This is a genomic window from Micromonospora sp. ALFpr18c, from assembly GCF_008868155.1.
In the GTDB taxonomy this organism is placed as follows: Bacteria; Actinomycetota; Actinomycetes; order Mycobacteriales; family Micromonosporaceae; genus Micromonospora.
In genome coordinates this window covers 1-25,168 of the sequence record NZ_WBKR01000004.1, presented here as the reverse complement: position 1 = coordinate 25,168, position 25,168 = coordinate 1, and the positions used below count along the sequence as shown (strand labels likewise).

Sequence of the window (25,168 nt, the reverse complement as noted above, 5' to 3'; positions counted from 1 at the left end):
CGTCCCCACTTTCGGTCAGCTTCCGTGCGTGTGGGTGTGGCCCTGGAACCGGTGGATCGCCTCCTCGGCACCGGGCGGCATGCTGCCGTCGGCGTTGCGCACCAGGAAGATCCCGGCCATCCCGCCGTCGGAGTGGAACTGCACGTGGCAGTGGTACATCCACGCCCCGGGGCCGACGCCCTCCCCGGCCAGCACCTGGAAGCCGAACGAGCTGCCCGGGTTCAGGTCCTTGTTGTCGATCACCAGGCTCGGATCGCTCGGGCCCTCCAGCATCCCGGTGCGGTTGTCCGCCCAGCGGTGCGCGTGCAGGTGGAAGGTGTGGAAGGTGCCGCCGTGCCCGATGGCGATCCACTCCACGCGGTCGCCGAGGTTCGCCTCGAACATCGGGGTGTCCGGTGCCATCCGGTTGTTGATCATCATGTCGTTGAACACGACCGTGAACTGCTTCGCGGGCAGCATGTCGCCGCGTCGCCGGACGATCAGCGCCCCGTACAGGCCCTTCGCGACACCGGCGGTGCCGTGGTCGGTGCCCATCGCGTGATCGTGGTAGTGCCAGTAGCCGGCGCTGCCCGGCATGTACCGCCGGCCCGCCGCGGCCACCATCTCGTGCGAGCGCCAGACGTACGTCCGGGTCTCGCCGGGGTTGTTGAACGAGGCGTTGAACGGACTGCCGTCCGAGTCGGTGCTGTAGTCCACCCCGTGCGGATGGATGGACAGTCGCTGGTTGGTGGTGTTGACCAGGGTGATCTCCAGCGTGTCACCCTCGTACATCTCCAGGATCGGCCCGGGCACGGTGGCCTGACCGGGTGCGAGGCCGTACCCGAACAACCCGTCGGGCAACTGCTCCGCGTAGATGGTGACCTTCTTCGTGACGCCGGCGGCGGCCCGGGCTGGGCTGCCTCCGAACGCGGTGCCGAGCGTGGGGGCGGACGCGCCCAGCGCTCCGGCGGCGAGCGCCCCGGTGGCGATCAGTGATCGGCGGGACAGGTGGCGGTGGGAGCCAACGGCATGATCGTCCATGGGTCTCCGTTCCCGACCGGGCGAAGACGCGACGAAGGGCAGGGTGCATCGACCGCCGAGCACGGGGCGGAAGCACGACTGAGGGTGAGGCTCGTCGCGGGCTTTGCTCGGAAGACTCAGAACTTTCGGTGGATGACAGCAACTTATGTAATCCATCGACGAAAGTACAGGTCTTATTGCAAAAAGATTACCTTGACATCACGACGTGTTTCGATCGATCATCGACCTGCCCCACACGGGGATCAGCAGGTCGTCGCCGTCGTCACCGCACGCGGCGTCCGCCCGCCGACGCAGGCCGGCGGACGGACGTACGCGACGTGGCGGTCAGATGGTGTGGCGGTCGTCGGCCGGCAGGCCGGGGGCCTCGGGCGGCTCGGGCGACTGGTCGGGCAGACCGAGCTGCGCGACACGCGTCGGGTCGAGGACCCGGGAGAGGAACGCACGGGTTCGTTCGTGCTTCGGTGCGCCGAGCACCTCCTGCGGCGGCCCCTGCTCGACCACCACCCCACCGTCCATGAACACGACCCGGTCGGCGACGTCGCGGGCGAACGCCATCTCGTGGGTCACCACCATCATCGTCATGCCGTCCTCGGCCAGCTTGCGCATGACGGTGAGCACGTCGCCGACCAGTTCCGGGTCGAGCGCGGAGGTCGGCTCGTCGAAGAGCATCAGCTTCGGCTCCATCGACAGCGACCGGGCGATCGCCGCCCGCTGCTGCTGCCCGCCGGAGAGCTGCGCGGGGAACGCGTCGGCCTTGTCGGTCAGCCCGACGCGTTCCAGATTGGCCCGCGCGATCCGCTCGGCCTCGGCACGGCCACGCCGCAGCACCCGGCGCTGCGCGATGGTGAGGTTGTTCAGCACGGTCAGGTGCGGGAACAGGTTGAACGACTGGAAGACCATGCCGATGCCACGGCGTACGGCGTCGACCTCGACGTCCGGGTCGGTCATCTCGACGCCGTTCACCCAGATCCGGCCGGCGGTCGGCTCCTCCAGGAGGTCGACGCAGCGCAGCAGGGTGGACTTGCCGGAGCCGGACGGTCCGATGACGCAGACCACCTCGCCCTGGCCGACCTCGAAGTCGATGCCCTTGAGCACCTCGAGCGGCCCGAAGGACTTGTGCAGGTCGCGGATCTCGACGGCGGGGCGGGATGGCGTGGTCGTCATGCGGGTCACCGGGCCTTGGCGTAGCGGAGTTCGAGGCGTCGTACCACCTGGGACAGCGGCAGGGTGATCACCAGGTAGGCGAGGCCGGCCACCAGCAGCGGGGTGGCGTTCACCCGGTCGTTGAGCATGTCCCGACCGAACTTGGTGATCTCGATGGTCTGCGCGGTCACACCCAGCACGTAGGCCAGCGACGAGTCCTTGGTGAGCAGGATCAGTTCGTTGGTCAGCGGCGGGATCACGATCCGGAACGCCTGCGGGATGACGATCGTGCGCATGGCGGTGAAGTGCGACATGCCGAGGGTGCGCGCCGCCTCCATCTGACCCTTGGGGACGGCCTGGATGCCGGCCCGGATGGTCTCCGCCATGTACGCGGCGGCGGTCAACCCGAGGCCGATCGCGATCGAACCGAACACACCGCCCGGGATCTCGCGCTCCGGGAAGGCGATCGGGATGCCGTAGCCGACGAGGAACAGCACCAGCAGAGCGGGCAGACCCCGGAACAGCTCGATGTACGCCGTCGCCACCCAGCGGTACGGCGCCACCCGGGACAGCCGCATCAGCGCGAGGACGGTGCCGAACACGAGACCGAAGGCGAACGCGCCCAGCGTGTAGAGGACGGTGTTGCGCAGCGCGACGGTGATGATCGTCGGGAACATCGACCTGATGATGTCGACGCGGAAGAACGCGTCGCTCAGCCGGCCCCAGTCCGCGGCGAAGAGCACCACGGCGATGACGGCGATGAAGACCAGGTACTGGATGCCGAGGGAGAGTCGTTCCCGCTGGCGGCGTCGCAGCTTCACGTTCGCTCGTTGCCTTCCCGGAGGTTGCTGACGGGAAGGGCGCGCGAGACGCGCGCCCTTCCCCACGGAGCCTGGATCAGGCGTTCGGCCGCTTGCCGATCCACTTCTCGTAGATCGTGTTGTACGTGCCGTCCTGCTTGGCCTTGGCCAGCGCCTCGTTGATCTTCTTGAGCAGCTCCGGGTTGCCGTCCTTCTTCACCGAGAAGCCGTACTGCTCGCCGGTGTCGAACTCGGCGGCGACCTCGAACCCGCCCGGGTTGTTCTTGAGGTACTCGGTCCAGACGGGCAGGTCGTTGATGGCGGCCTCGACCTGGCCGTTGGCGACGGCCTGCTGCAGGGCGGCGAGGTCCTCGAACTCGACGATCTGCAGGCCCTTCTCCTTCTCGAACTTCTTGGCGTAGTCACGGCCGGTGGTGGCCGCCTGGACGCCGAGCTTCTTGCCCCGAAGGTCGTCGAGCGCCTTGTACGGCTTGCCGGCCTTCACCAGCATCGCCTGCGTCGCGTCGAAGTACGGGTCGGAGAAGTTCATCACCTTCTGGCGTTCGGCGGTGATCGTCATGCCGGCGGCGGCGGCGTCGCACTTGCCGGTGTTGAGGTCCTGGCCGGACTTGATCCCCTCGAACGGGGTGTCGATGATCGTCTGCTCGACGCCCAGGTCCTTGGCGACCAGGTCCATCACGTCGACGTCGAAGCCGGTCACCTTGCCGCTGGCGTCCTTGGACTGGAACGGCGGGTACGGCAGGTGGGTGCAGACGGTCAGCTTGCCCGCCTGGACCAGCTTGACGCCGTTCGCCTGGACCTCACTGTCATCCTTCTTGGCGCATCCCGCGGTGACCGCCAGGGCGGCGATCGTCGCGACGAGTCCGGCCTGGCGGACTGCGCTTGAGAACCTCACGGCTGTGTCCCTCCGGTGCGGCTCCCCTTGTCGCGGGCAGCCAGGTTGGTGCGAAGACTGTGTGACAGGCGACGGTACCTGATTCGGCGGGCCGCACCCAGATCACGCCAGGTCGGTGGGACCGGCACAACAGTCGCAGAGCAGGTGAATCGGACACCCGGCCAGCAACCGGGCGGCTTCTCCGGTCTGGACGCGGTGGATAACCTGTTCGCATGGGAGAGCCGGTGTCCGGGAGTGATCCCGATGGCTGACGCCGACGACGTCCGACATCTGGCCCGGTCGCTGCCCGACGTCGTCGAGATCGACAGCGAGGGCTTCGACTTCCGGGTCACCAACAAGGGTTTCGTGTGGTCCTACCCCGAGCGCCGGCCCGGGGAGCGCCGCCGCATCCGGACCGACGTCGCGGTGCTCTACGTGGGCGACGAGGCGGAGAAGCAGGCGCTCCTGCTCGGCGAGCCCGAATTGTTCTTCACCACCCCCGGGTACGACGGGCTGCCCCTGGTGATGCTGTGGCTGGATCGGGTGGACGTGGAGCGTCTGACGGAGCTGGTCACCGACGCGTGGCGGATGCGAACCTCCGCTCACTCCGAGTAGCAATCTCGGCACGAGACGTGCCACCCTCGTCTTATGTCGGACGGGGACCAAAACATTTGTGGGGTTCCTACAACTGAGGGCCGGTTGGTTCGGTGATTGCGCCATGGCGCCGCCCGCCGACAGCCGGAAAAGTGATCACTGCCGGGAGTCGTCCACTCGCGGCGCGCAGGTCATGGTCTACCAAAGGGGTCAGTCGGGTGTTCAACCGTATCGCCATCGTCAACCGAGGTGAGGCCGCCATGCGGCTCATCCACGCGGTCCGCGAGCTGGCTGCGGAGACCGGCGTTCCGCTCGAAACCGTCGCCCTCTACACCGACGTCGACCGCACCGCCACCTTCGTACGCGAGGCGGACATCGCCTACGACCTCGGGCCGGCGTCCGCCCGCCCGTACCTCAATCTCGCGACGCTGGAGCGCGCCCTGGTCGAGACGGGGGCCGACGCCGCGTGGGTCGGCTGGGGTTTCGTCGCCGAGGACCCGGCGTTCGCCGAGCTGTGCGAGAAGATCGGCGTCACCTTCGTCGGCCCGAGCCCGGAGGCCATGCGCCAGCTCGGTGACAAGATCGGCTCGAAGCTGATCGCCGAGAAGGTCGGCGTGCCGGTCGCCCCGTGGAGCCGCGGCGCCGTCGAGACCCTGGACGCCGCGCGCGCCGCGGCGGCCGAGATCGGCTACCCGCTCATGCTGAAGGCCACCGCGGGCGGTGGCGGACGCGGCATCCGCGTCATCACCAGCGAGGCCGACCTCGCCGACGCGTACGAGCGCACCAGCCAGGAGGCGGCACGGGCCTTCGGCAGCGGCATCGTCTTCCTGGAGCGCCTGGTCACCGGTGCGCGGCACGTCGAGGTCCAGGTGATCGCCGACGGGCAGGGCACCGCGTGGGCACTCGGTGTCCGGGACTGCTCAGTGCAGCGCCGCAACCAGAAGGTCATCGAGGAGTCGGCGTCGCCGGTGCTGGACCGGGCGCAGGCGGCCGAGCTGAAGGCGTCGGCCGAGCGGCTCGCCGTGGCGGTCGGCTACCGGGGCGCGGCCACCGTCGAGTTCCTGTACCACCCGGGCGACCGGCTCTTCGCGTTCCTCGAGGTCAACACCCGCCTCCAGGTCGAGCACCCGATCACCGAGCTGACCACCGGGTTCGACCTGGTCAAGGCCCAGCTGCACGTCGCCTCCGGCGGGCGGCTCGACGGCGCTCCCCCGGCGGAGCGCGGGCACGCCATCGAGGCCCGGCTGAACGCCGAGGACCCCGACCGCGACTTCGCGCCGTCCCCCGGCCGCATCGCGCGGCTCGACCTGCCCAGCGGCCCCGGCATCCGGGTGGACACCGGCGTGAGCGAGGGCGACACCATCCCGGCCGACTTCGACTCCATGATCGCGAAGATCATCGCGTACGGCCGCGACCGCGACGAGGCGCTGGGCAGGCTGCGCCGGGCCATGGCGAACACCACCGTGATCATCGAGGGTGGCGCGACGAACAAGAGCTTCGTGCTCGACCTGCTCGACCAGCCCGAGGTGATCGACGCCAGCGCGGACACCGGCTGGATCGACCGCGTCCGTGGCGAGGGCCGACTCGTCGCCCATCGGCACAGCGCGGTCGCCCTCGCCGCCGCCGCCATCGAGGCGTACGAGGAGGAGGAGCGCGTCGAGCGCCAGCGGCTGCTGTCGACGGCGTCCGGTGGGCGCCCGCAGGTGCAGCACGCCAGCGGTCGACCGCTGGACCTCAAGCTACGCGGCGCCGACTACCGCACCCGCGTGGCACGGGTCGGCGCGCACCGGTTCCGCGTCGGCATCGAATCCGCTGGACTGGTCCGCACCGCCGACGTCGAACTGGACCGCTTCGACCGGCACACCGGCCAGATCGTCGTCAACGGCATCCGGTACCGCCTGCTCACCGGCACGTACGGGCCGACGCACCTGGTCGAGGTGGACGGTGTCACGCACCGGGTCAGCCGCGACGAGGGCGGCGTTCTGCGCTCTCCCATGCCCGCGCTGGTCGTCGCCACGCCACTGGAGATCGGTGACGAGGTCGAGGCGGGCGCACCGGTGCTGGTGCTGGAGGCCATGAAGATGGAGACGGTGCTGCGGGCGCCGTTCAAGGCGCGGCTCAAGGAGTGCGCCGTCTCGGTGGGCAGCCAGGTGGAGGCGGGCGCGCCGTTGCTGCGCCTGGAACCCCTCGCCGACGACGCCGCCGAGGCCGTGGCCGACACCGCCACCGCCGTCGAACTGGACCTGCCGACCTCCGCCGCGCAGCTGCCGGCGTACCAGCGCAGCCGGCGCGGTCAGGAGGACCTGCGCGGCCTGCTGCTCGGCTTCGACGTCGACCCGCACGACGAGCGCCGGGTGCTCGACGACTACCTCACCGCGCGGCGGGCGGCCGCCGAGGACGGCCATCGTCCGCTGGCCGCCGAACTCGACCTCGTCAACGTGTTCGCCGACCTCGCCGAGTTGAGCCGTAACCGGCCGACCGGCGAGGACGGCGGCGCGCACGTGCACAGCGCCCGCGAGTTCTTCCACACCTACCTGCAGAGCCTCGACGTCGAGCGGGCCGGCCTGCCGGACGCGTTCCAGGCCAAGCTCGCCAAGGCCCTCGGCCACTACGGCGTCACCGACCTCGAACGCTCCCCCGACCTCGAAGCCGCCGTGTTCCGGATCTTCCTGGCCCAGCAGCGCGCGTCCGCCGACGCGGCCGTCGTCGCGACGCTGCTGCGGGCCTGGCTGCGGGAGACCCCGCCGGACGAGTCGCTGCGCGAGCCCGCCGGCCTCGCACTGGAACGGCTGATCGCCGCGACGCAGGTGCGCTTCCCCGCCGTCGCCGACCTCGCCCGCGGTGTGGTGTTCGTCTGGTTCGCCCAGCCGCTGCTGCGCCGCAACCGCGCCCGCGTCTACGCCGAGGTCCGTGGGCACCTGCGACACCTGGACGCGCACCCGGGCTCGCCCGACCGCGCCGAGCGCGTCGCCGAGATGGTCCGCAGCACCGAGCCGCTGGTCCGGCTGCTCGGCCAGCGCCTCGTCCGTGACCACCTCGACAACACGGTCATGCTGGAGGTGCTCACCCGGCGGTACTACGGCAACAAGGCACTCACCAGCGTGCGCACCCACACGGTCGCGGACTGCTCGTTCGTGGTCGCCGAACGCGCCGACTCCAGTGTGGTCTCCACCGCGGTGAGCTTCGACGCGTTGGACGGCGCCCTGCGCGGGCTCGCCGACCTGGCCGCCGGCGAGGACTCCGTCGACGCCGACATCTACCTCGGCTGGGAGAACCAGCCGGAGGACTTCGACGCGATGGCCGCCGCGCTGCTCGACGTCATCACCGCGCACCCGCTGCCGCCGCAGGTCCGCCGGCTCACCGCCACCGTCGCGGGTCGCGGCGGTGCGGTGATGCACCACCACTTCACGTTCCGCCCATCCGGCGCCACGATGACCGAGGACCGGCTGATCCGCGGCCTGCACCCGTACATCGCGCAGCGGATGCAGCTGGAGCGGCTACACAAGTTCGACCTGACCCGGCTGCCGTCGTCGGACGAGGAGGTCTACCTCTTCCAGTGCGTGGCCCGGGAGAACCCGGCCGACGAGCGCCTCGTCGCGTTCGCCCAGGTCCGCGACCTGACCGAACTGCGCGAGCAGGACGGCCGGCTGGTGGCGCTGCCGACCACCGAGGACGCCATCGCGGCCTGCCTCGACTCGATCCGCCGCGCCCAGTCCCGCCGACCGTCGAAGACCCGGTTCAACACCAACCGGATCGTGGTCTACGTCTGGCCGCCGAGCGAGCTCACCCGCGAGGAGATGGAGATGATCGCCGGGCGCGTGCGCCCGACGACCGTGGGCGCCGGGCTGGAGGAGATCCTGTTCATCGCCCGCCAGCGCGACCGCCGCACCGGCGAGCTGACCAAGATCGCCGTACGGATCTCCTTCGACGCCACCGGTGGCGCGGAACTGGCCGTCGGTGAACCGCCGGTGGAACCGGTCGAGCCCCTCGACGAGTACCGGCTGAAGGTCCTGCGGGCGAGCAGCCGCAACACGGTCTACCCGTACGAGCTGACCGGTCGGCTCGGCGACTTCGTCGAGCACGACCTCGACGACGAGCACGTGTTGGTGCCGGTGGACCGGCCCAAGGGACGCAACCGCGCCGCGATCGTCGCCGGCGTGGTCACCGCGCCGACCGCACGGCACCCGCAGGGCGTCACCCGGGTGGTGCTGCTCGGCGACCCGACGAAGTCGCTGGGCGCGCTGTCGGAGCCGGAGTGCCGGCGGGTGATCGCCGCACTGGACCTGGCCGAGCAGCTGCGGGTGCCGCTGGAATGGTGGGCACTGTCGGCCGGTGCCCGGATCTCCATGACCTCCGGCACGGAGAACATGGACTGGGTGGCCGCGGCCCTCAAGCGGATCGTCGAGTTCACCCAGGCCGGCGGTGAGATCAACATCGTGGTCGCGGGCATCAACGTCGGCGCCCAGCCGTACTGGAACGCCGAGGCGACGATGCTCATGCACACCAAGGGCGTCCTGGTGATGACACCGGACTCGGCGATGGTGCTCACCGGCAAGCAGTCGCTCGACTTCTCCGGTGGCGTGTCCGCCGAGGACAACTTCGGCATCGGCGGCTACGACCGGGTGATGGGGCCGAACGGCCAGGCGCAGTACTGGGCGCCGAACCTGACCGCCGCGCGGGACGTGCTGATGGCGCACTACGACCACACGTACGTCGCGCCGGGCGAGGACGCGCCACGGCGGGCCACGACCACCGACCCGCTGGACCGCGACATCTCCACCTTCCCGCACGACGTGGCGGGCAGCGCCTTCGCCACCGTCGGCGAGATCTTCTCCGCCGAGGCCAACCCGGACCGCAAGAAGCCGTTCGACATCCGTACGGTGATGCGGGCCCTCTCCGACCAGGACCACCCGGTGCTGGAACGCTGGGCGGGCATGGCCGACGCGGACACGGCGGTCGTGCAGGACATCCACCTCGGCGGCATTCCGGTCTGCCTGCTCGGCATCGAGTCCCGCTCGGTGCCCCGGCACGGCTTCCCGCCCACCGACGGCCCGGACACCTACACGGCGGGCACGCTGTTCCCCCGCTCGTCGAAGAAGGCCGCGCGGGCGATCAACGCGGCCAGCGGCAACCGGCCCCTGGTCGTGCTGGCGAACCTGTCCGGCTTCGACGGTTCGCCGGAGTCGATGCGCAAGCTCCAGTTGGAGTACGGCGCCGAGATCGGCCGGGCGATCGTGAACTTCCGCGGACCCATCGTCTTCTGCGTGATCTCGCGCTACCACGGTGGAGCGTTCGTGGTGTTCTCCAAGGCGCTGAACCCGAGCATGACGGTCCTCGCCCTGGAGGGCTCGTTCGCGTCGGTGCTCGGTGGCGCCCCCGCCGCCGCGGTGGTGTTCTCCGCCGACGTCAACGCCCGTACGGCGGCCGACCCCCGGGTGCGCGACCTGGAGGGCCGCGTGGCCGCCGCGTCCGGCACCGAACGCGCCGCGTTGACCGCGGAACTCGACGAGCTGCGCTCGTCGGTGCGTGCGGAGAAGCTCGGCGAGGTGGCCACCGAGTTCGACCGGGTGCACAACATCCAGCGCGCCGTCGAGGTCGGCTCGGTGGACGCGGTGATTCGCGCCACCGAACTGCGCCCGCGCATCATCGACGCCATCGAGGCCCGCCTGGGTTAGCGCGTACTGCCCCTCCGGCGGCCAGCCGCATCAGCCGGCCGCCGGAGGGGCGGCATCGTCAACTCCCGCTGACCGCCGCGCCGATCGCGAGGGCCACGGCGAGCCAGACGACGGACGCGACGACCGTGACGCCGAGCATGGCCGCCGCCTTGGCGGCGGACGGGATCGGGAGACGGGCCACGGCCAGGTTCGCCCCGACGCCCAGCGCGCCGATCAGCCCACCGAGGGCGCCTCCGACGGCGACCAGCAGGATCGGCAGCAGGACCAGGACGCGCAGGATCACCGGAATGGCGGGACCGGTCCGATGGGGCACGCCGTTGACCTCCACCGTCGGGTAGGGGTCGGCGAACGCGTTGCGGACCGTGGCGTCGATGGCGCCACCGGAGGCTGCTGGCAACGCGTACCGGCGCCTGCCGGTCCTGGGGGCCGGCACGCCGCCGACGGTGACGGCCGGACGGCCCCAGAAGGCGTTGGTGGTGACGACGATGGGGCCGGCCACGCCAGCCACGCTGATCGGTTCTGATTTCACCGGCGTGATCCTAGGGCCAGGTCAACGATCCCACGGCCCGGGCACGGCTCTCAGCCGATCCGCTGCTCCCGGCTCGGCGGGCCCTCGGCCCGCCAGGCGGCGGCGAGATCCTCGCGAGCACGGGCGACGCGGGACCGGATCGTGCCGACCGGGCACTGGCACACGTCCGCGGCCTCGGCGTAGGACAGCCCGAGCACCTGCGTGGCGACGAACGCCTCCCGACGTTCGCGGGAAAGGCCGGCGATCAACTGGTCCAGGGTGACGGCGTCGTCGGCGCCGGCGACGACCGCGCCGGCGGCCTCGGCCGCCGCCTGCCAGTCCGGCACCGACGCCACCCTCGGGCGGGCCACCGCGGCCCGGACGTGGTCCACGGCGACGCGCCGGGCGATGGTGAACACCCAGGTCCGCGCCGAGGAGCGGCCGGCGAAGCCGGGCAGGCTGCGCAGCGCCCGCAGGAACGTCTCCTGGGTGAGGTCGTCGGCCTCCCCCGGCCCGGCGAGGTGCGACAGGAACCGCCGGACCTGACCCTGGAGTGCCCGGACGAACGCCGCCGCGGCCTGCGGGTCGCCCTGCCCCGCCTCCCGCGCCCACCGGGTCACCTGCGCGTCGTCGGCAGCGCCGTTCAGCACCGACCACCGCCCTGCGGCGCAGGGGAGGTGGTCGGGCGAGATGAGCGGGAACGCGTCATCGGCTCAGGTCCTCCGCGTGGGTGTGCCGTCGTCGGGGCACGACCGGTCAGCCGCGCACCATGGTTGTCGTCGGCCGGTCCGGAAAAGTTCCCGACGCCTCCGGAACGCGGCGCGTCCACCTCGGTCGGATCAGACGTCGGGCGGGGCGGGATGGGTCCGGCGCGAGACGGCCGCCAGCGTCGCGGTCACCGCGCCCCGGTTACGCAGCGCCCGCAGGGGCAGCGCGGCCAACCACAGCACGTCGCCGCACCCGACGGTCTGCCGCGTGCCGCCGACCGCCTCCAACTCGATCTGGCCCTGCTCGACCACCACGATCGCGTCGCGCCAGTCGGCCTCGTCGTAGTCGAGCACACCGCCCGGGGGCAGGGTCACCACCCGCAGCTGCAGGTCCGGTCTGAGCCGGGAACGCAGGAAGGACAGTGGCCCCTCACCATCGCCCATCAGCGGGCGATACGTGGGTCGGGCAGCACCTGCGCTCCAGCGTGCGGGGCCCGCCCCGCCTGAACGACAGTCAATGCCAGTCCCCGTTCCGCCTGGCGGCGTCTCGCCGCGACCGACGTGCTTGCTGATATGACGGCCGGGGACCGGAAAACTCATCGCCACCGGCCGGTCCGCGACCACGCCGTGCCGGGCGCCGAAGGGTGCGCAACAACGAAGAAGAACCGCACCGCCGAGACACCTAGTGTCGTGCTGAGTATCCAGCTCTGTGGATGGAGTGCAGATGAGTGTGGTCAAGGGGAACACCTCGCGTCGCGGTGTGCTCGGCGCGATCAACGGAGCGCACCACCGCGCGATCCTCGGGTTGTACATGGTGATCGTGCTCGCCCACTGGGCCGAACACCTGGTCCAGGCCTACCAGATCTGGGCGCTCGGGTGGGCCCGCCCGCAGGCACGCGGCGTCCTGGGCATGCCGTTCCCCTGGCTGGTCAGCTCGGAGTGGCTGCACTACGGGTACGCGATCGTCATGCTCATCGGCCTGTTCGCCCTGCGTCCCGGCTTCGTCGGTCGGGCCCGTACCTGGTGGACGGTCGCGCTGGTGATCCAGTTCTGGCATCACATCGAGCACCTGCTGTTGCTGTTGCAGGTTCAGCTGGGCTTCCTGCTGCCCGGCGCGACCGCGCCGACCAGCCTGGTCCAACTCGTCGTGCCCCGCGTCGAGCTGCACCTCTTCTACAACTCGATCGTCTTCATCCCGATGCTCGTCGCGATGTACCTGCACCTGCGCCCGAACGACAGTGAACTGTGGCAGATGCAGTGCAGTTGCGCCCCCACGGCCCAGCGGCGGATGACGCTCGCGCCGACCGCCGGCTGAGCGGGCCGCGTTGTCCGCCACGCGCCGTACCCTGGCGGTCGTGACCGCCCTGGCCTCGGTCGGCATCGCCGTCGTCGTCGGGGCGGTCGTCCGTCAGTCGGACGACCGACCGGCCCGGGTGCTGGCGGTGGCCCCGGCCGGCGACACCGCCCTGGCGACCACGCCCGGCGAGGTCACCCTGCGGCTGTCGACCGGCGCCGACCCGGCGCTGTCGCACATCACCGTGCGCGACAGCGCCGGAGAGACGGTCAACGACGGCCGGCTCCGGACCACCGGGGAGACCGGGTTACGCCAGCCGGTCCGCGCCGACCGCTCCGGCGACTACACCGTCGCGTACCACGTCACCTTCACCAACGGCCAGGATGCCAGCGGCGCGCTGCGGTTCAGCGTGGGCACCGGCACGGCGCCCCGCGACACCGGCGAGATCCCCGACGCCATACCGGGCAGCGCCGGCCACGGACACGGCGTCGATCCGGTGGGCGCCACCCTGCTGGTCGTGGACGGGCTGGTGCTCCTCGTCGTCCTCGTCCTGCTGCTGCGTCGACGACCGTCCACCGGGTCCGAGCCCCTGGTTCACTGAGCGGCGAAACCCTGCGCCGGGCCGGCTGATGCCGGCCCGGCGCGTCGCGTTCGTGCTGCACACAGGCCGATCGGGAGTGGACGACCAGGGTGCGGCAACTACCTGGCGGCTCGGCCGCGCCGGCCGGGCTGATCGACGGCGTCCACATCGAGCTGGTGGACAGTCGGTGCCGCGGGCCGGGTCTCGTGCGAGCACACGGATCGGGCCGGGTGCGCGCGGCACCCGGCCCGATCGTAATCGGTCGGCGGTTACGGACGGCTGTGGCGGCGCGATCCTCGCCGGGGCGCCCGGGACGCCGAGCCGCTCGGCGCCAGGCCCGGCGGGAGCAGCCCGGCCTCCGCCGCCGGCTTCACCGGGCCGGCCTTGCCGATGCCCAGGTTGCGTGTCCCGGTGCCGGGCAGCAGCTTCTCGCCGCCGGGTACGCGGACGGTCCGGTGCTGGCCCTGCGGCGTACGGAACACGTCGGCCGCCAGGCGGGAGCGGGGGATGTCGGTGTTCAGGGCGATGATGTCTCCGAGCGACTTGCGGTAGTCGATCTTGAAGGCGGCCCGGATCAGGGGCAGCAGCGGGTCATTGCCGTAGTAGAACCGGTCCCCGTCGCGCATCGCGGTGAACTGCTTTTTCCAGATGGCCAGCTGCAACTCACCGAACTCCCGACCCGGCAGGTTGGGCTCGGCCATCATGCCCACGAACGCATCGAGCCGGTCCACACTGCCGTACACGGCCTTGAGCCGGGCCGCGAGCGGCGTACGACGGTCGGCGCGGACGGCGTCGTCGGCCGCCGCCGTGGTGCGCCGCCCGGCGGCGTTGTACAGGGCGGTGAAGTCCAGGCTGTCCAGATCGTCGATCTCCGCACCGGGGGTGAGCTCCGGGTCGGCCGGGAAGGACTCCGACGACTCCCGGGTGATCGCCGCGAACGACGACTTCGTCGGCAGCCCGTAGGCGGTCCGCATGTCGTTGTAACTCGGCATGCCGTGGTCGCGGCTGCGGGCGATGTCGATCGCGCCCAGATCGTTGCGGCCCGGCAGGCAGGGCGGCAGAGCCGGATCGTCCGCGCAGGTGGGGTTGCCCGGCACGGGGACGAAGAACGGGAAGCTGCGCAGCATGTTGCTGATCATCTCGTCGTTGCGGGTTTGCGGGCGCAGGCCGACGCCGTGCAGCATCGGTCCGAGTTCGAGCAGCTCCAACAGGTCCGGGTTGAAGAAGGCGTCCTCACCGAGCGGGATCATCAGCCGGACGGTGTCGCCCTCGGTGGTTACCTCGACGTCCAGCTCCCGCAGCCGGTCGAGGGTCTGCTGGTCGTAACGGCCAGCCTCCACCTCGAGCCGGAAGTCACCGCGGATCTGGCTGTGCGCGCGGTACCCGACGGTTGCGAACTCGTTGCTCACCGACACGTCCACGGTGCGCTTGTAGCCGGTGTAGCGGGGCAGGTCGACGCCGAGCGCCGGCAGGAACTGGGTGTAGGTGATGTGCTGCTGCTCGGCGATCACCACCGCTCGGGCGATCTCGAACCGGTCCTGCTCGGGGAGCCACGTCGGCAGCTGCGCGACGATCCGGTTGTGCTCCCGGGCGAAAAGGGTCTGGATGGCCAGCAACGCCGGGTTCTCGTTGGCCCGCTGGTCGCCGGCGACCGCGGCCTTCTCCGGGGTGTTGAACAGCTGCCCGCCGGCGACCATGTTCGGGGCGGTGGCGGCGTCCCCCCGGGTGTCGCGCCGGGGCAGGTAGCCACCGGGCATCAGCAGCGTGGCCTTGTTGTTGCGCACGTCGCCGTCGACGGCGCCCTCGCGCATCCAGTCCAGCCGTTCGTTGCTGTTGCTGTAGACGGTGGCCGCGTCGAGGTAGGAGCTGACGGTGTTGATCTGCTCCCGGGGCGTGGTGACGCCGGTGTCGTCGGCCGGCCGGGACCGGTCGAACGGGACGATGCCGATGTCGTTGCGGAACGACTCCATCGGATCGTTGTTGTCGAACGGGATGTTGCGGGTCTCACCCGGAGGGCTGACCAGCCGCCGGCCGAGCCGCTGAGCGATGGTGTGGTCGACGAACTGACCCCACACGAACCCCCACTGGCTCACCGCGTTCGGCGAGTAGATGTTCACGTCGGCGTCGTTGAAGATCCGGTTGCTGACGTACCGCTCGGGCGGCAGGTCGACGATCTCGCTGATGCCGTCGGCGTACCAGGCCGGTCCGACCCGGGGATAGATGGTGTCGATCTTCCCCCAGCTGGGGTTGGCCCGGTTGTTGCCGTACCCGTCGATGCTCTGCACCTCCCACAGGCCGAGGATCCGGTCCGAACGGGTGGCGCCGGCCTGGGCAGGACCGCTCAGCCCCACCCCGGCGGCCACCACGAGAGCGACGACCGCGGCCTGGGCCGCCCTGGTTGATCGGGCCCGACCACGCCGGCCGGATGCGACTACGCGCATGCCCATCTCCTCCCCTTTGACTTGACGAACACGATGGGACGGAGGCTGGCGACCTCGGCGATCCCATCGCCGGCACCGAACGCCTCATACAGCTGTCGATCTCCCCGGTAGTGTCGTCGCCACCCGCGCGGGTGCGCTTCTTCCGCCGTGCGGAGCGGGACGGTCACCGGTTGATCAGGGCCGGCCGGCCGGGGACGGAAGCGGCCCGACGAGGGGGCGCCGCTCCGACGACCAGATGTCGAAGTCGCTGTCGGCGTTGAGGATCGCCTGGTGCAGGCGCTGGACCGGAGCGCCGGGTTCGAGGCCCAGCTCGCTGACGAGGTTGCCCCGCACCCGGTGGAAGACCTCCAGCGCCTGGGCTCGTCGGCCACTGAGGTGCAGCGCCCACATGTACTGCGCGTGCAGCCCCTCGTGCAGCGGGTTCTCCACGATCAGGGCGGCCAGCTCGGTCAACACCTCGCGGTGCATGCCCAGCCGCAGCTCGGCGTCCACCAGGTACTCCAGAGTGACCAGCCGGGACTCCTCCAGTTGCCGGCGGCGCGCCTCCAGCAGCCGTCCCACCGGCACGTCCACCAGAGCCCGGCCCTGCCACACCCGCAACGCCTCGGACAGCTGCCGGACGGCCCCGTCGTCGTCCCCGCCGGCCAGCGCCTGCCGCCCCCGCAGGGCCAGCAGCTCGTACCGGCGCAGGTCCAGGCCGGTCAGGCGGGTGCGCAGCAGGTATCCGCCGGTCCGGGTCTCCAGCAGATCGTTGCTGACCGCCGCGACCGACCAACCGGTCGCCGCCGCGAGATGCTTGCGCAGACTGAGGATGTACGTCTGCACGGTGGTCGACGCGCTGGCCGGCGGGTCCTCGCCCCAGAGTTCGGTGCTCAGCGAGGACGCGGGCACCAACTGGTCGGCGTGCGCGATCAGCACGGCGAGAACGTTGCGCACCTTCGGTGCCGTCGGGGTCCAGTCGACGCCACGCACCCGGACGGACAGCGGCCCCAGCACGGCCATGTCGATGGGTTGACCCGTAGCTTCCACGCGCGCCACCTGCTCGTATCGACTGTGAGCGGACACTCATGGTCATTGGCGGCGCGTCGGGTACGCATCCTCTACCGTGCCGGCCGTCGCGGTGCCGTGGTCACGGGCCCTTGAGCGAGCTTCAACCAGCCGTCGAGCGGTGCGCCCTACGCTTGCCGGCACCGGTCGGCCCCGCCGACCCGATCATGGCCCCCCGCTTCGTACGGCCCGGCCGCGGAGCCGGGGCGCGTCCCGGCCCGCCGCCCGTCGCGGGCCGGTGAGGAGGTGTGGGGATGATCGATCCGACAACCACCGCCGGCGCGACGCGAGTCGCGGTCCTCGGGGCGACCGGCTGCGTCGGGCGTGCGGTCTGTGTCGCGTACGCCCGCGGCGGCGCCCGGGTCGTCGGCATCGCCCGGACACCGCCACCCCGCGCCGAGTACCCCTTCCGGTCCCTCGACCTCGCCGCCACCGCGCCCGCCGACCTGGCCCGGATCCTCGCCGAGGAGGGGGTGGACACGGTGGTGAACGCCGCCGGCGGGTGGGGACGCGCCGAGGAACTGCGGCGGGGACATGTGCGGCTCGTCCGCCGGCTCGTGGCGGCCCTCGGCGCGATGGAGACCCGGCCCCGGCTGGTGCACATCGGCTCGGTCCACGAGTACGGCCCGATCGCCGAGGGCACCAGCGTCAGCGAGAACACTGTGCCGCGGCCGGACAGCGCGTACGGCCGGGTGAAGCTGGCCGGCAGCCGGATCGTGCTCCGGGCGGCGCAGGCCGGCACGGTGGACGCCGTGGTGCTGCGGGCGGTCAACGTGTACGGCCCGTACACCACGCCCACGAGTTTCCTGGGGGCGCTGCGCGAGCGGCTGCGGCGGGCCGGGCCGGAGGGGTTGACGGTGCGCGTCGCCCCGGCCCGCCGGGACTTCGTCGACGCCCGCGACCTGGCCGACGCGGTGGTCCTCGCGGGCCGCGCTCCGGTCAACGGCAAGGTGATCAACATTGGGCGCGGCGTCGCCGAGGAGGTTCGGGAGCTGGTGCAGGTCCTGTTGGAGACGGCCGGGCTCCGACCGGGGGCGGTGCCCCTGGTCGATGCCCCGGTGTCCAGTAACGGTGGCGCGTGGACCCGGGCCGACATCCGTCAGGCCCGGTGTCTGCTGGGGTGGTGCCCGCGGGCCGGGGTACGGGAGTCGATCGAGGCCCTGTGGGAGCAGGGCTGAACGTCAGCGCCGAGTGGTCACGAAGCCGCGGATGGTGTCGATGACGAAGTCGGCCATCTCCAGCGTGATGCCCGGATACACGCCGATCCAGAAGGTGTGCTCGGTGACGAAGTCCGAGTTGGCCAGGTCCCCCACGATGCGGCACGGCACGTCCTGGTACGCCGGGTGGCGGGTCAGGTTGCCGGCGAAGAGCCGCCGGGTGCCGATCTTCCGGTCCTCCAGGCACGCCACCAGCTCCTGGCGGGTGAACGGCGCCTCGGGCCGGACGCTGATCGGGAAGCCGAACCAGCTCGGGTCGCTGTCCGGGGTGGCCTGCGGCAGCAGGAGGCCGGGCAAATCCGCCAGCCCCTCGTAGAGGCGACGGAAGTTGCGCCGCCGGGCCTCGATGAACTCCGGCAGTCGGCGCAGCTGACTGAGCACCAGCGCGGCCTGCGGATCGGTGGCCTTCAGGTTGTAACCGACGTGCGAGTAGACGTACTTGTGGTCGTAGCCGGCGGGCAGGGTGCCCAACTGGTAGTCGAACCGCTTGAGGCAGGTGTTGTCGGTGCCGGGCTCGCACCAGCAGTCCCGGCCCCAGTCGCGCAGCGACTCGACGATCCGGGCCAGTTCGAGGCTGCCGGTCAGCACGCAGCCGCCCTCGCCGGCGGTGAGGTGGTGCGCCGGGTAGAAGCTCACCGTGGTCAGGTCGCCGAACGTGCCGGTCAGCCGACCGCGGTACGTCGAGCCGACCGCGTCGCAGTTGTCCTCGACGAGGTACAGGTCGTGTTCGGTGGCGAGGTCGGCGATCTCCGCGACGGGGAACGGGTTGCCGAGGGTGTGCGCGATCATGATGGCCCGGGTACGCGGCGAGATCGCCTCGGCGACCCGCTCGGCGGTGGTGTTGTAGGTGCCCAGCTCCACGTCGACGAAGACCGGCACCAGACCGTTCTGCAGGATCGGGTTGACCGTGGTCGGGAAGCCCGCGGCGACCGTGATCACCTCGTCGCCGGGCTCCAGCCGCGCCTCACCCAGCTTCGGTGAGGTCAACGCGGTCAGCGCGAGAAGGTTGGCCGACGAGCCCGAGTTGACCAGGTGCGCCTTGCGCAGCTTGTAGTAGGCGGCGAACGCGCTCTCGAAGCGCCGGGCGCTGATGCCGGCGGCGATCCGCATGTCCAGTGCGGCCTCCACGAAGGCCGCGCGGTCGTCCTCGTCGAGCACCGCCCCCGACGACAGGATCGGCGTCACCCCGGGCACGAAGTCTCCCGGCTCCTGCTCCCGGTGGTACTTCCGGGTCTGCTCGAGCACCAGCTCCTTCAGCGATGTCATCTCCGCGCCCTCTCCGCTCCACGATGGGTACGCCCATGGTCAACGGCGCCGGTCGAGGATGCGTCGAGGAACGGTGGAGGCACCGCCGGCCGGGTCGTCCCGGCCGGCGGTGCGGCCCGTCAGGCGCGGCGCCCCAGGTATGCGAGGAGCTTGGTCTGCTCGTCCGCGTCGGGCGGCACCTCGAGGGCGGGCCCGCTGACCATGCGACTGCGCACCACCTCCTCGCCGACCATCCGAAGCGCCTCCCACGCCTTGTCGATGTCGGCCTGCTCGATCCGCTCGTCCTGGTCGGTGGCCCGGGCCAGGTCCCAGCCGTGCACGACCAGCTCGGTGGAGACCGCGCTGTCGATCGCCTGGGAGAAGGTGCGCAGCCCGAACCGCCCGTCGAACTCCGCGCGGGCCTGCTCGGGGTCGTTCAGGCTGGTCTCGATCTGGTCGCGCACCCGCACGAACGCCTTGTACGGGTCGACGTCCACCCCGGGGCCCTCCGGCACCGGCAGGTCGACCATGTTCAGGTGGATCTCGTTCATCTCGACGACGTGCGCGACGAGGTCACGCACGGTCCACTCGGTGCAGGGCGTCGGCCCCGACCACGCGTCCGCTCCGACCGCAGCGATCCGGTCGGCGAACTGCGCTCCGAGTCGGGCGTACCGGTCAGCGACGGCTTGTTCCTCCGCCGTGAGACCCGCACCGCTCACCGACGGACCAGCCGTCCGTCCGGGCTTCACCGTTGACATACCGCTCTCCTGCCACTCGACGTCAGGTGGCCCCGGCAGACGCCTGTCCTGGCGCCACCGGGGCCCTACCTGTACGACGGTCGGCAGGCGGGAAAGTCATCGCCGCGCGGCCCGGCTCGGCGTGTCGTACACGAGTTGGCCTGCGGCGACACGGCGCGGGAGGGGCGGACGGGGCCGCCCGTGACTCAGTACTCGACGACGGCGCGGAACCGCGCCTCGCCCTTGGCGACCCGGTCGACGGCCTCGGCGACCCGGTGTGCCTCGAAGGTCTCCACCCACGGTGTGACCTTCCCCGCCGCGACGAGGTCCAGTGCCTCCCGCAGGAGGTGCGGGCCACCGTGGGTGGCGCCGGTGATCCGCTGCCCCTGGGAGAAGAACGGGTAGGCCATGGCCGGCGGGATGGTGAACGGTTCGATGCCGTCGATGCCGGCCAGCACCATCCGCCCCTGCACGCGCAGCCCGGCCAGGCAGGCCGCGGCCGCCCGGTGGGACGGTGCGGTGAGGACGACCACGTCGGCGCCACCGGCGGCGCGCAGTTGCTCCCCGTCGGCGACCACCAGATCGGCGCCGAGCCGGCGTGCCGCGTCGTGCTTGTCCGCCGAGCTGGTCACCGCGATCGTCTCGTGCCCGCACGCCTTCGCGTACTGCAGGGCCAGGTGGCCGAGCCCGCCGATGCCGATCACGGCGATCCGGTCCTGCGGGCGGGGCTCCGCCGCGCGCAGAGCCGACCAGGCGGTGTAACCGGCGCACATCACCGGGGCGGCCAGCTCCCAGGCGAGCCCGTCGGGCAGGAGCACGGTCGACTCGGCGGCGGCCACCAGGTATTCGGCGTGCCCGCCCGGCGCGGTGAACCCGGTGGTCGTCGGCGCGGGGCAGTTCAGCGCGGTCTGGCCGGTCACCGGGAGGCCGAGGCGGCAATAGTCGCAGCGACCGCAGCCGGACCGTACCCAGGTCACCCCGACCCGGTCACCGGGCCGTCGGCTCGTCACCCCCACGCCCACCTCGACCACCTCGCCGACCGGCTCGTGCCCGGTGACGGCCGGGTCGACCGCCGGGAACGGCAGCATCCCCCGGGTGGCCAGCACGTCGTTCACGCACACCCCGCACGCCCGCACCCGAACGAGCACCTCGCCGGGGCCGGGTGAGGGATCCGCCACCTCACGCAACTCCCAGGCCACGTCGACTCCCGGCACAACCGCCGCTCTCATCACGAACCACCACCCGTCCTGTGCACGACTCGAAGGAGGAACTGTCCGGACGCCACGGCGTCAGACCGTCGGCGCGGACGGGATGCTGGCCCGCCCGTACCGCCCCTGCATGCTCGCCCCGCACCAACCGCCGGTACATCCTCGCGATTGCCGCACCACCGGGGCCGTCACGGCGATCCGGTCAGGACCGCCGGTCGGCGAGCGCCACCAGCGTCGCGACGATCTCGTTGGGTCCGGGCGTCGCCTGCCACGCCTCGCGTAGCGCGGTGGCCCCCTCCCGGAAGGCCGGCTCGGTGAGCACCCGCTGGATCTCCGCCCGGATCTCCTCGACGGTCTGCTTCTGGTGGTCGATCCGGAGTCCGGCACCCTGCTCGGTGACAAAGCTGGCGCAGGGAGTGGCCAGCAGGTTCTTCTCCGGGTGCAGCCACCCGGCCGCCTCCTCGACCGCCTCCTCCGTCGCGGTGGCGCCGAACTCCCGGCCGGCCCGGTAGGTGCCGCTGTCGGCCTCGGCCGGCGCGGCCGTCGCGGGCCGGAACAACAGCGAGTCGTCGGTATCGCAGACCAGTTGCGGGATGCCCGCGGCGACGGCGGAGCTGAGCGTCCCCATGCCGCCGTGGTGCACGAGCGCGTCGCAGGTGGGCAGCAGTTGGGTCAGCGGCACCCACTCGATCGCCCGCACGTTGTCCGGCAACGTGTCCACGGCCGCCAGTTGCAGCGGACTGAGGGTGGCGACCACCTCGACGTCGAGGCCGGCCAGGGCGGCGAGCAGTTTGGGGGTACGGCCCCAGTCACCGGCGACGTACCGGCGGGTCGATTCGCCCAGCGACACGGCGATCCGGGGCCGGTCCTGCGGGCGGGAGTACAACCAGCGCGGGAAGACCGCCGCGCCGGTGTAGGGAACCTTGCGCACCGGGACCTTCACCGTCGCGGTGGGCAGGCTGAGGCCCTTGGGCAGCGGGTCGACGGTGAACTGTCCGAGCAGGAGTTCGTCGTCGACGCTCACCCCGTACCTCTCGGCGAGCGGACGGACCAGGTCGGCCAGCGGGTCGTCGGCGAGCCCGGCGGCGCGTACCGCGGTGCGGTGCGCGGCCAGCCGCTCCTGGCTGTACGCGAAGTAGTCCAGGTTGCTGCCGAGCAGCCGCCCGTGCGCGGCTCCCGCGGCCCGTGCCGCCACCGCTCCGGCCGGGAAGACCAGATCCCACAGGACCAGGTCCGGCCGCCACGCGCGGGCGAACTCCACCAGGTCCGGCGCGTCGGACAGGTCGGCGCGGACGTAGTCCGAGGCGGGGTTGAGGTTCCACTGGTAGAAGGCGATCCAGTGCTCGCGTTCCTCCGGGCTCAGCCCCATGGCCCGCGCGTACGCGTTGACCTCCTCCGGGGTCGGCGGCTGCCGGGCGTCCTCGCGCAGCCGCGGCTCGGGCGCCCCGGCGTCACCCAGCGCGACCGGGACCAGGCCGGTGCTGGCGATGGTGTCGGCGAAGCCCGCGTGGGACGCGACGCGGACCTCGTGCCCGGCGGTCTGCAACGCCCAGGCGTACGGCACCACCGGGTAGAGATGCGCCACGGCGGGATAGACGGTGATCAGCACGCGCACAGGGTCCTCCTTGGGCACACGGGATGGCTCCGGTCGGTCTGGTGATCAGGATGCCGACACCGCGCCGGCCCGGCTTCTCCTGCAGTGCGCAGGCCGGCAGCCGTCCGGCCGACGGGCGGCACCATCGGTTGGCGGTGGGCAATCGGGAAGTTGCCGCCGTCTCCCGGCCGGTTGGACGATGAGCGCCGGACGACATCGGATCCTGCGGGCGATGTGTGTGTCAGCACGCGCAGACGACCCGTGGTCAGTGAGGGGTGACCCATGGCGATGCCCGAAGCCGTCGACGTGCCGGCTTTCCCGATCCCCCGGGAATGCCCGTACCGGCCGTCGGCCCGTCACGTCGGCCTGCGGGCGGACAGCCCGATGACCAAGGTAAAGCTCTACAACGGACGGACGGCCTGGCTGGTCACCGGGGCAGCACAGGCCAGGGCGGTGCTCTCCGACTACCGTCGGGTGTCGATCCGCCCGTACCACGGCAACTACCCGCTGCTGAACGAGGAGTTCGAGAAGGTCGTCGACAGCGGCTACGCGGACGTGCTGTTCGGGGTGGACCCGCCCGAGCACACCAAGCAGCGCTCGATGATCATGCCGAGTTTCACGCTGCGTCGTACCGCGCTGCTGCGCGACGACATTCAACGCATCGTCGACGAGAAGCTGGACGAGATGCTGCGCCACGGCGCACCGGCGGACCTGGTCTCCATGTTCGCCCAGCCGGTGCCCTCGATGGTGATGAGCACCGTGCTCGGCGTGCCGTACGACGAGCACGAGGACTTCGAGACGCCCGCGCACAAGCTCTTCGTGCCGGAACTGGCCGAGGAGGCCACGGCCGAACTGGGCGAGTACCTCGACCGGCTGATCCAGAAGAAGGAGAACGACCCGGGCGCCGGGGCCGTCGGCCTGCTCGACGACCTGATCGCCAACCACCTGCACACCGGGGAGCTGACCCGCTCGGAACTGGTGCACATCGCCATGGCGATGCTGGTGGCCGGCACCGACACCACCACCAACGTGATCTCGCTGGGCACGATGGCGTTGCTGGACAACCCCGAGCAGTGGGAGGCGCTGCGGGCCGACCCGGAGATCGTGCCCGCCGCCGTCGAGGAGATCCTGCGCTACGTCTCCCTGGTCGAGGCGTTCGCGCGGGTGGCGGTGGAGGACATCGACCTGGGCGACGGCAACGTGATCCGCAGCGGTGAGGGCATCCTGATCAGCTGCGCCGGGGTCAACTTCGACCCGGCGCACGTCGGGGAGCCGGACACGTTCGACATCCGCAGGTCGGCCAAGCCGAGCTTCTCGTTCAGCCACGGCATCCACCGCTGCCCCGGCGACAACCTCGCCCGGCTGGAGTTGGAGATCGCCTTCAAGACGCTGGTCGAGCGGATGCCGAACCTGCGCGCGGCGGCCCCCCTCGACGCTCTGCCCAGCAACAACAACGACGGCACCCTGCAGCGGCTGTACGAACTGCCCGTGCTGTGGTGACCGGCCCCGACGGCCACGAGGCGAAGGAGCAGCATGGCACAGCCCCGCACCGACCAGGCCGGCGACGTGACCGGCAAGGCCCTGGAGTACCGCGGCGTCGCCTACGACGCCGGTACGAACTTCGCCACCGGTCAGGGCGACCTGTCCCGGATGGCGTGGAGCAGGCGACAGATGCTGGAGGAGCTGAGCCTGATCAGCGACCAGCTCAACTGCAACTCGATCACCATCTACGGCAGTGACCTCGGGCGGCTGCGGGAGACCGCGGAGGCCGCCGTCGAGCGGGACCTGCACGTACGGTTGCAGCCCCGGCTCGTGGACCGGCCGCAGGGCGAGGTGCTGGATCATCTCGCCGAGGCGGCCCGGCTCGCCGAGTCGCTACGCCAGCAGGACGCCCGGATCGACCTGACGGTCGGCGCGGTGCACCTGCTGTTCACTCCCGGCATCGCCGACGGCGAGCAGTACCACGAGCGGATGGCGAACGCGTACGCCGACGCGGACCATCACCTGCTCAAGCCGACCGGCCGGATCGACTTCGCCGAGGCGGCGCCCCGGCTCAACGAGTTCCTGGCCAGGGCCAGCGGGGTGGCCCAGCAGGTGTTCGCCGGGCCGATCAGCTACTCGGCGGCGCCCTTCGAGCAGGTCGACTGGTCGCTGTTCGACCGGATCGGGTTGATGTGGCAGTACCTGCCGACGTACCACACCCCCGAGCAGCACCGGGCGGTGCTGGACAGCTACCGCCGCTGGGGTCTCCCCATCCAGGTCGCCGAGTTCGGCACCGCCACCTACCAGGGCGCGGAGCAGAAGGCGTTCTTCTTCTGGGACGTCGTCGACCGCTCGGGTGACACGCCACTGGTGTTCGACGGCGTGGTCCGTGACGAGGGCCGGCAGGCCGCCTACCACCTGCGGATGTTCGAGCTGTTCGAGCAGGCCGGGGTGAACGGCGTGTGGATCTCGGAGTTCATC

At 71.3% G+C, this 25,168-nt stretch carries 20 protein-coding genes; 7 read left to right on the top strand and 13 right to left on the bottom strand.

Going from position 1 to position 25,168, the window contains the following annotated elements; all coding sequences use genetic code 11:
* Positions 1 to 15 precede the first annotated feature (15 nt).
* The 4 genes from F8271_RS01825 to F8271_RS01810 form a co-directional block, all read right to left on the bottom strand.
* Entirely contained in the window at positions 16 to 1,020 is a 1,005-nt protein-coding gene (locus tag F8271_RS01825) for a multicopper oxidase domain-containing protein (protein ID WP_151487838.1), read from the bottom strand.
* A 324-nt stretch (positions 1,021 to 1,344) separates the two neighbouring features.
* Positions 1,345 to 2,184, bottom strand: coding sequence for an amino acid ABC transporter ATP-binding protein (locus F8271_RS01820; protein ID WP_151487837.1), 840 nt, complete (start codon positions 2,182 to 2,184; stop codon positions 1,345 to 1,347).
* A 5-nt stretch (positions 2,185 to 2,189) separates the two neighbouring features.
* On the bottom strand, positions 2,190 to 2,984 hold the full coding sequence (locus F8271_RS01815; protein ID WP_151487836.1) for an amino acid ABC transporter permease: 795 nt from the start codon (positions 2,982 to 2,984) through the stop codon (positions 2,190 to 2,192).
* Positions 2,985 to 3,060: 76 nt separating this feature from the next.
* Positions 3,061 to 3,879 carry a basic amino acid ABC transporter substrate-binding protein gene (locus F8271_RS01810; protein WP_151487835.1) on the bottom strand — a complete coding sequence of 273 codons (819 nt, stop codon included), beginning with the start codon at positions 3,877 to 3,879 and terminating at the stop codon, positions 3,061 to 3,063.
* 243 nt (positions 3,880 to 4,122) lie between these two features.
* On the opposite strand from F8271_RS01810, the gene F8271_RS01805 reads away from it, so the two are divergent.
* Together F8271_RS01805 and F8271_RS01800 are read left to right on the top strand one after the other, a co-directional pair.
* Positions 4,123 to 4,473: an MmcQ/YjbR family DNA-binding protein gene (locus F8271_RS01805; RefSeq protein ID WP_192580103.1), complete on the top strand. Its 351-nt coding sequence runs from the start codon at positions 4,123 to 4,125 to the stop codon at positions 4,471 to 4,473.
* A 197-nt stretch (positions 4,474 to 4,670) separates the two neighbouring features.
* On the top strand, positions 4,671 to 10,127 hold the full coding sequence (locus F8271_RS01800; RefSeq protein WP_151487833.1) for a carboxyl transferase domain-containing protein: 5,457 nt from the start codon (positions 4,671 to 4,673) through the stop codon (positions 10,125 to 10,127).
* A gap of 58 nt (positions 10,128 to 10,185) precedes the next feature.
* Here F8271_RS01800 and F8271_RS01795 read toward each other — a convergent pair whose 3' ends face one another.
* The 3 genes from F8271_RS01795 to F8271_RS01785 all read right to left on the bottom strand — a co-directional run bounded on the left by F8271_RS01795 (position 10,186) and on the right by F8271_RS01785 (position 11,786).
* Positions 10,186 to 10,656, bottom strand: a complete 471-nt coding sequence (locus tag F8271_RS01795; RefSeq protein ID WP_151487832.1) for a hypothetical protein — start codon at positions 10,654 to 10,656, stop codon at positions 10,186 to 10,188.
* A 50-nt stretch (positions 10,657 to 10,706) separates the two neighbouring features.
* The gene (locus tag F8271_RS01790) at positions 10,707 to 11,282 is read right to left on the bottom strand and encodes a sigma-70 family RNA polymerase sigma factor (RefSeq protein ID WP_151487892.1); all 576 of its coding nucleotides are present in this window, start codon (positions 11,280 to 11,282) and stop codon (positions 10,707 to 10,709) included.
* Between the two features lie 192 nt (positions 11,283 to 11,474).
* A complete protein-coding gene (locus F8271_RS01785) occupies positions 11,475 to 11,786 on the bottom strand; it encodes a cupin domain-containing protein (RefSeq protein WP_151487831.1) in 312 nt (103 codons plus the stop codon).
* A 280-nt stretch (positions 11,787 to 12,066) separates the two neighbouring features.
* Between F8271_RS01785 and F8271_RS01780 the strand changes: the two genes are divergently transcribed.
* Positions 12,067 to 12,657: a hypothetical protein gene (locus tag F8271_RS01780; RefSeq protein ID WP_151487830.1), complete on the top strand. Its 591-nt coding sequence runs from the start codon at positions 12,067 to 12,069 to the stop codon at positions 12,655 to 12,657.
* 40 nt (positions 12,658 to 12,697) lie between these two features.
* A complete protein-coding gene (locus tag F8271_RS01775; protein ID WP_192580102.1) occupies positions 12,698 to 13,237 on the top strand; it encodes a copper resistance CopC family protein in 540 nt (179 codons plus the stop codon).
* Positions 13,238 to 13,485: 248 nt separating this feature from the next.
* Here F8271_RS01775 and F8271_RS01770 read toward each other — a convergent pair whose 3' ends face one another.
* Positions 13,486 to 15,657 (bottom strand): peroxidase family protein, encoded by a 2,172-nt coding sequence (locus tag F8271_RS01770; protein ID WP_225854103.1) that lies wholly within the window; start codon positions 15,655 to 15,657, stop codon positions 13,486 to 13,488.
* Between the two features lie 174 nt (positions 15,658 to 15,831).
* Positions 15,832 to 16,686: an AfsR/SARP family transcriptional regulator gene (locus F8271_RS01765; RefSeq protein WP_225854102.1), complete on the bottom strand. Its 855-nt coding sequence runs from the start codon at positions 16,684 to 16,686 to the stop codon at positions 15,832 to 15,834.
* A 272-nt stretch (positions 16,687 to 16,958) separates the two neighbouring features.
* On the opposite strand from F8271_RS01765, the gene F8271_RS01760 reads away from it, so the two are divergent.
* Complete coding sequence (locus F8271_RS01760) at positions 16,959 to 17,882, top strand: NAD(P)-dependent oxidoreductase (RefSeq protein ID WP_151487828.1); 924 nt, start codon at positions 16,959 to 16,961, stop codon at positions 17,880 to 17,882.
* Between the two features lie 3 nt (positions 17,883 to 17,885).
* Here F8271_RS01760 and rfbH read toward each other — a convergent pair whose 3' ends face one another.
* From rfbH to F8271_RS01740, 4 genes are all read right to left on the bottom strand, one after another.
* Complete coding sequence (gene rfbH / locus F8271_RS01755) at positions 17,886 to 19,187, bottom strand: lipopolysaccharide biosynthesis protein RfbH (RefSeq protein WP_151487827.1); 1,302 nt, start codon at positions 19,185 to 19,187, stop codon at positions 17,886 to 17,888.
* Between the two features lie 119 nt (positions 19,188 to 19,306).
* Positions 19,307 to 19,924: a TIGR03086 family metal-binding protein gene (locus F8271_RS01750; protein WP_151487826.1), complete on the bottom strand. Its 618-nt coding sequence runs from the start codon at positions 19,922 to 19,924 to the stop codon at positions 19,307 to 19,309.
* Positions 19,925 to 20,109: 185 nt separating this feature from the next.
* Positions 20,110 to 21,132: an alcohol dehydrogenase catalytic domain-containing protein gene (locus tag F8271_RS01745; RefSeq protein WP_151487825.1), complete on the bottom strand. Its 1,023-nt coding sequence runs from the start codon at positions 21,130 to 21,132 to the stop codon at positions 20,110 to 20,112.
* A gap of 181 nt (positions 21,133 to 21,313) precedes the next feature.
* Complete coding sequence (locus F8271_RS01740) at positions 21,314 to 22,726, bottom strand: nucleotide disphospho-sugar-binding domain-containing protein (protein ID WP_151487824.1); 1,413 nt, start codon at positions 22,724 to 22,726, stop codon at positions 21,314 to 21,316.
* Between the two features lie 261 nt (positions 22,727 to 22,987).
* Between F8271_RS01740 and F8271_RS01735 the strand changes: the two genes are divergently transcribed.
* Together F8271_RS01735 and F8271_RS01730 are read left to right on the top strand one after the other, a co-directional pair.
* On the top strand, positions 22,988 to 24,205 hold the full coding sequence (locus F8271_RS01735; RefSeq protein WP_225854101.1) for a cytochrome P450: 1,218 nt from the start codon (positions 22,988 to 22,990) through the stop codon (positions 24,203 to 24,205).
* Between the two features lie 33 nt (positions 24,206 to 24,238).
* Positions 24,239 to 25,168 (top strand): abortive infection protein (locus tag F8271_RS01730; protein WP_151487823.1); only part of this gene is annotated, 930 nt, incomplete at its 3' end.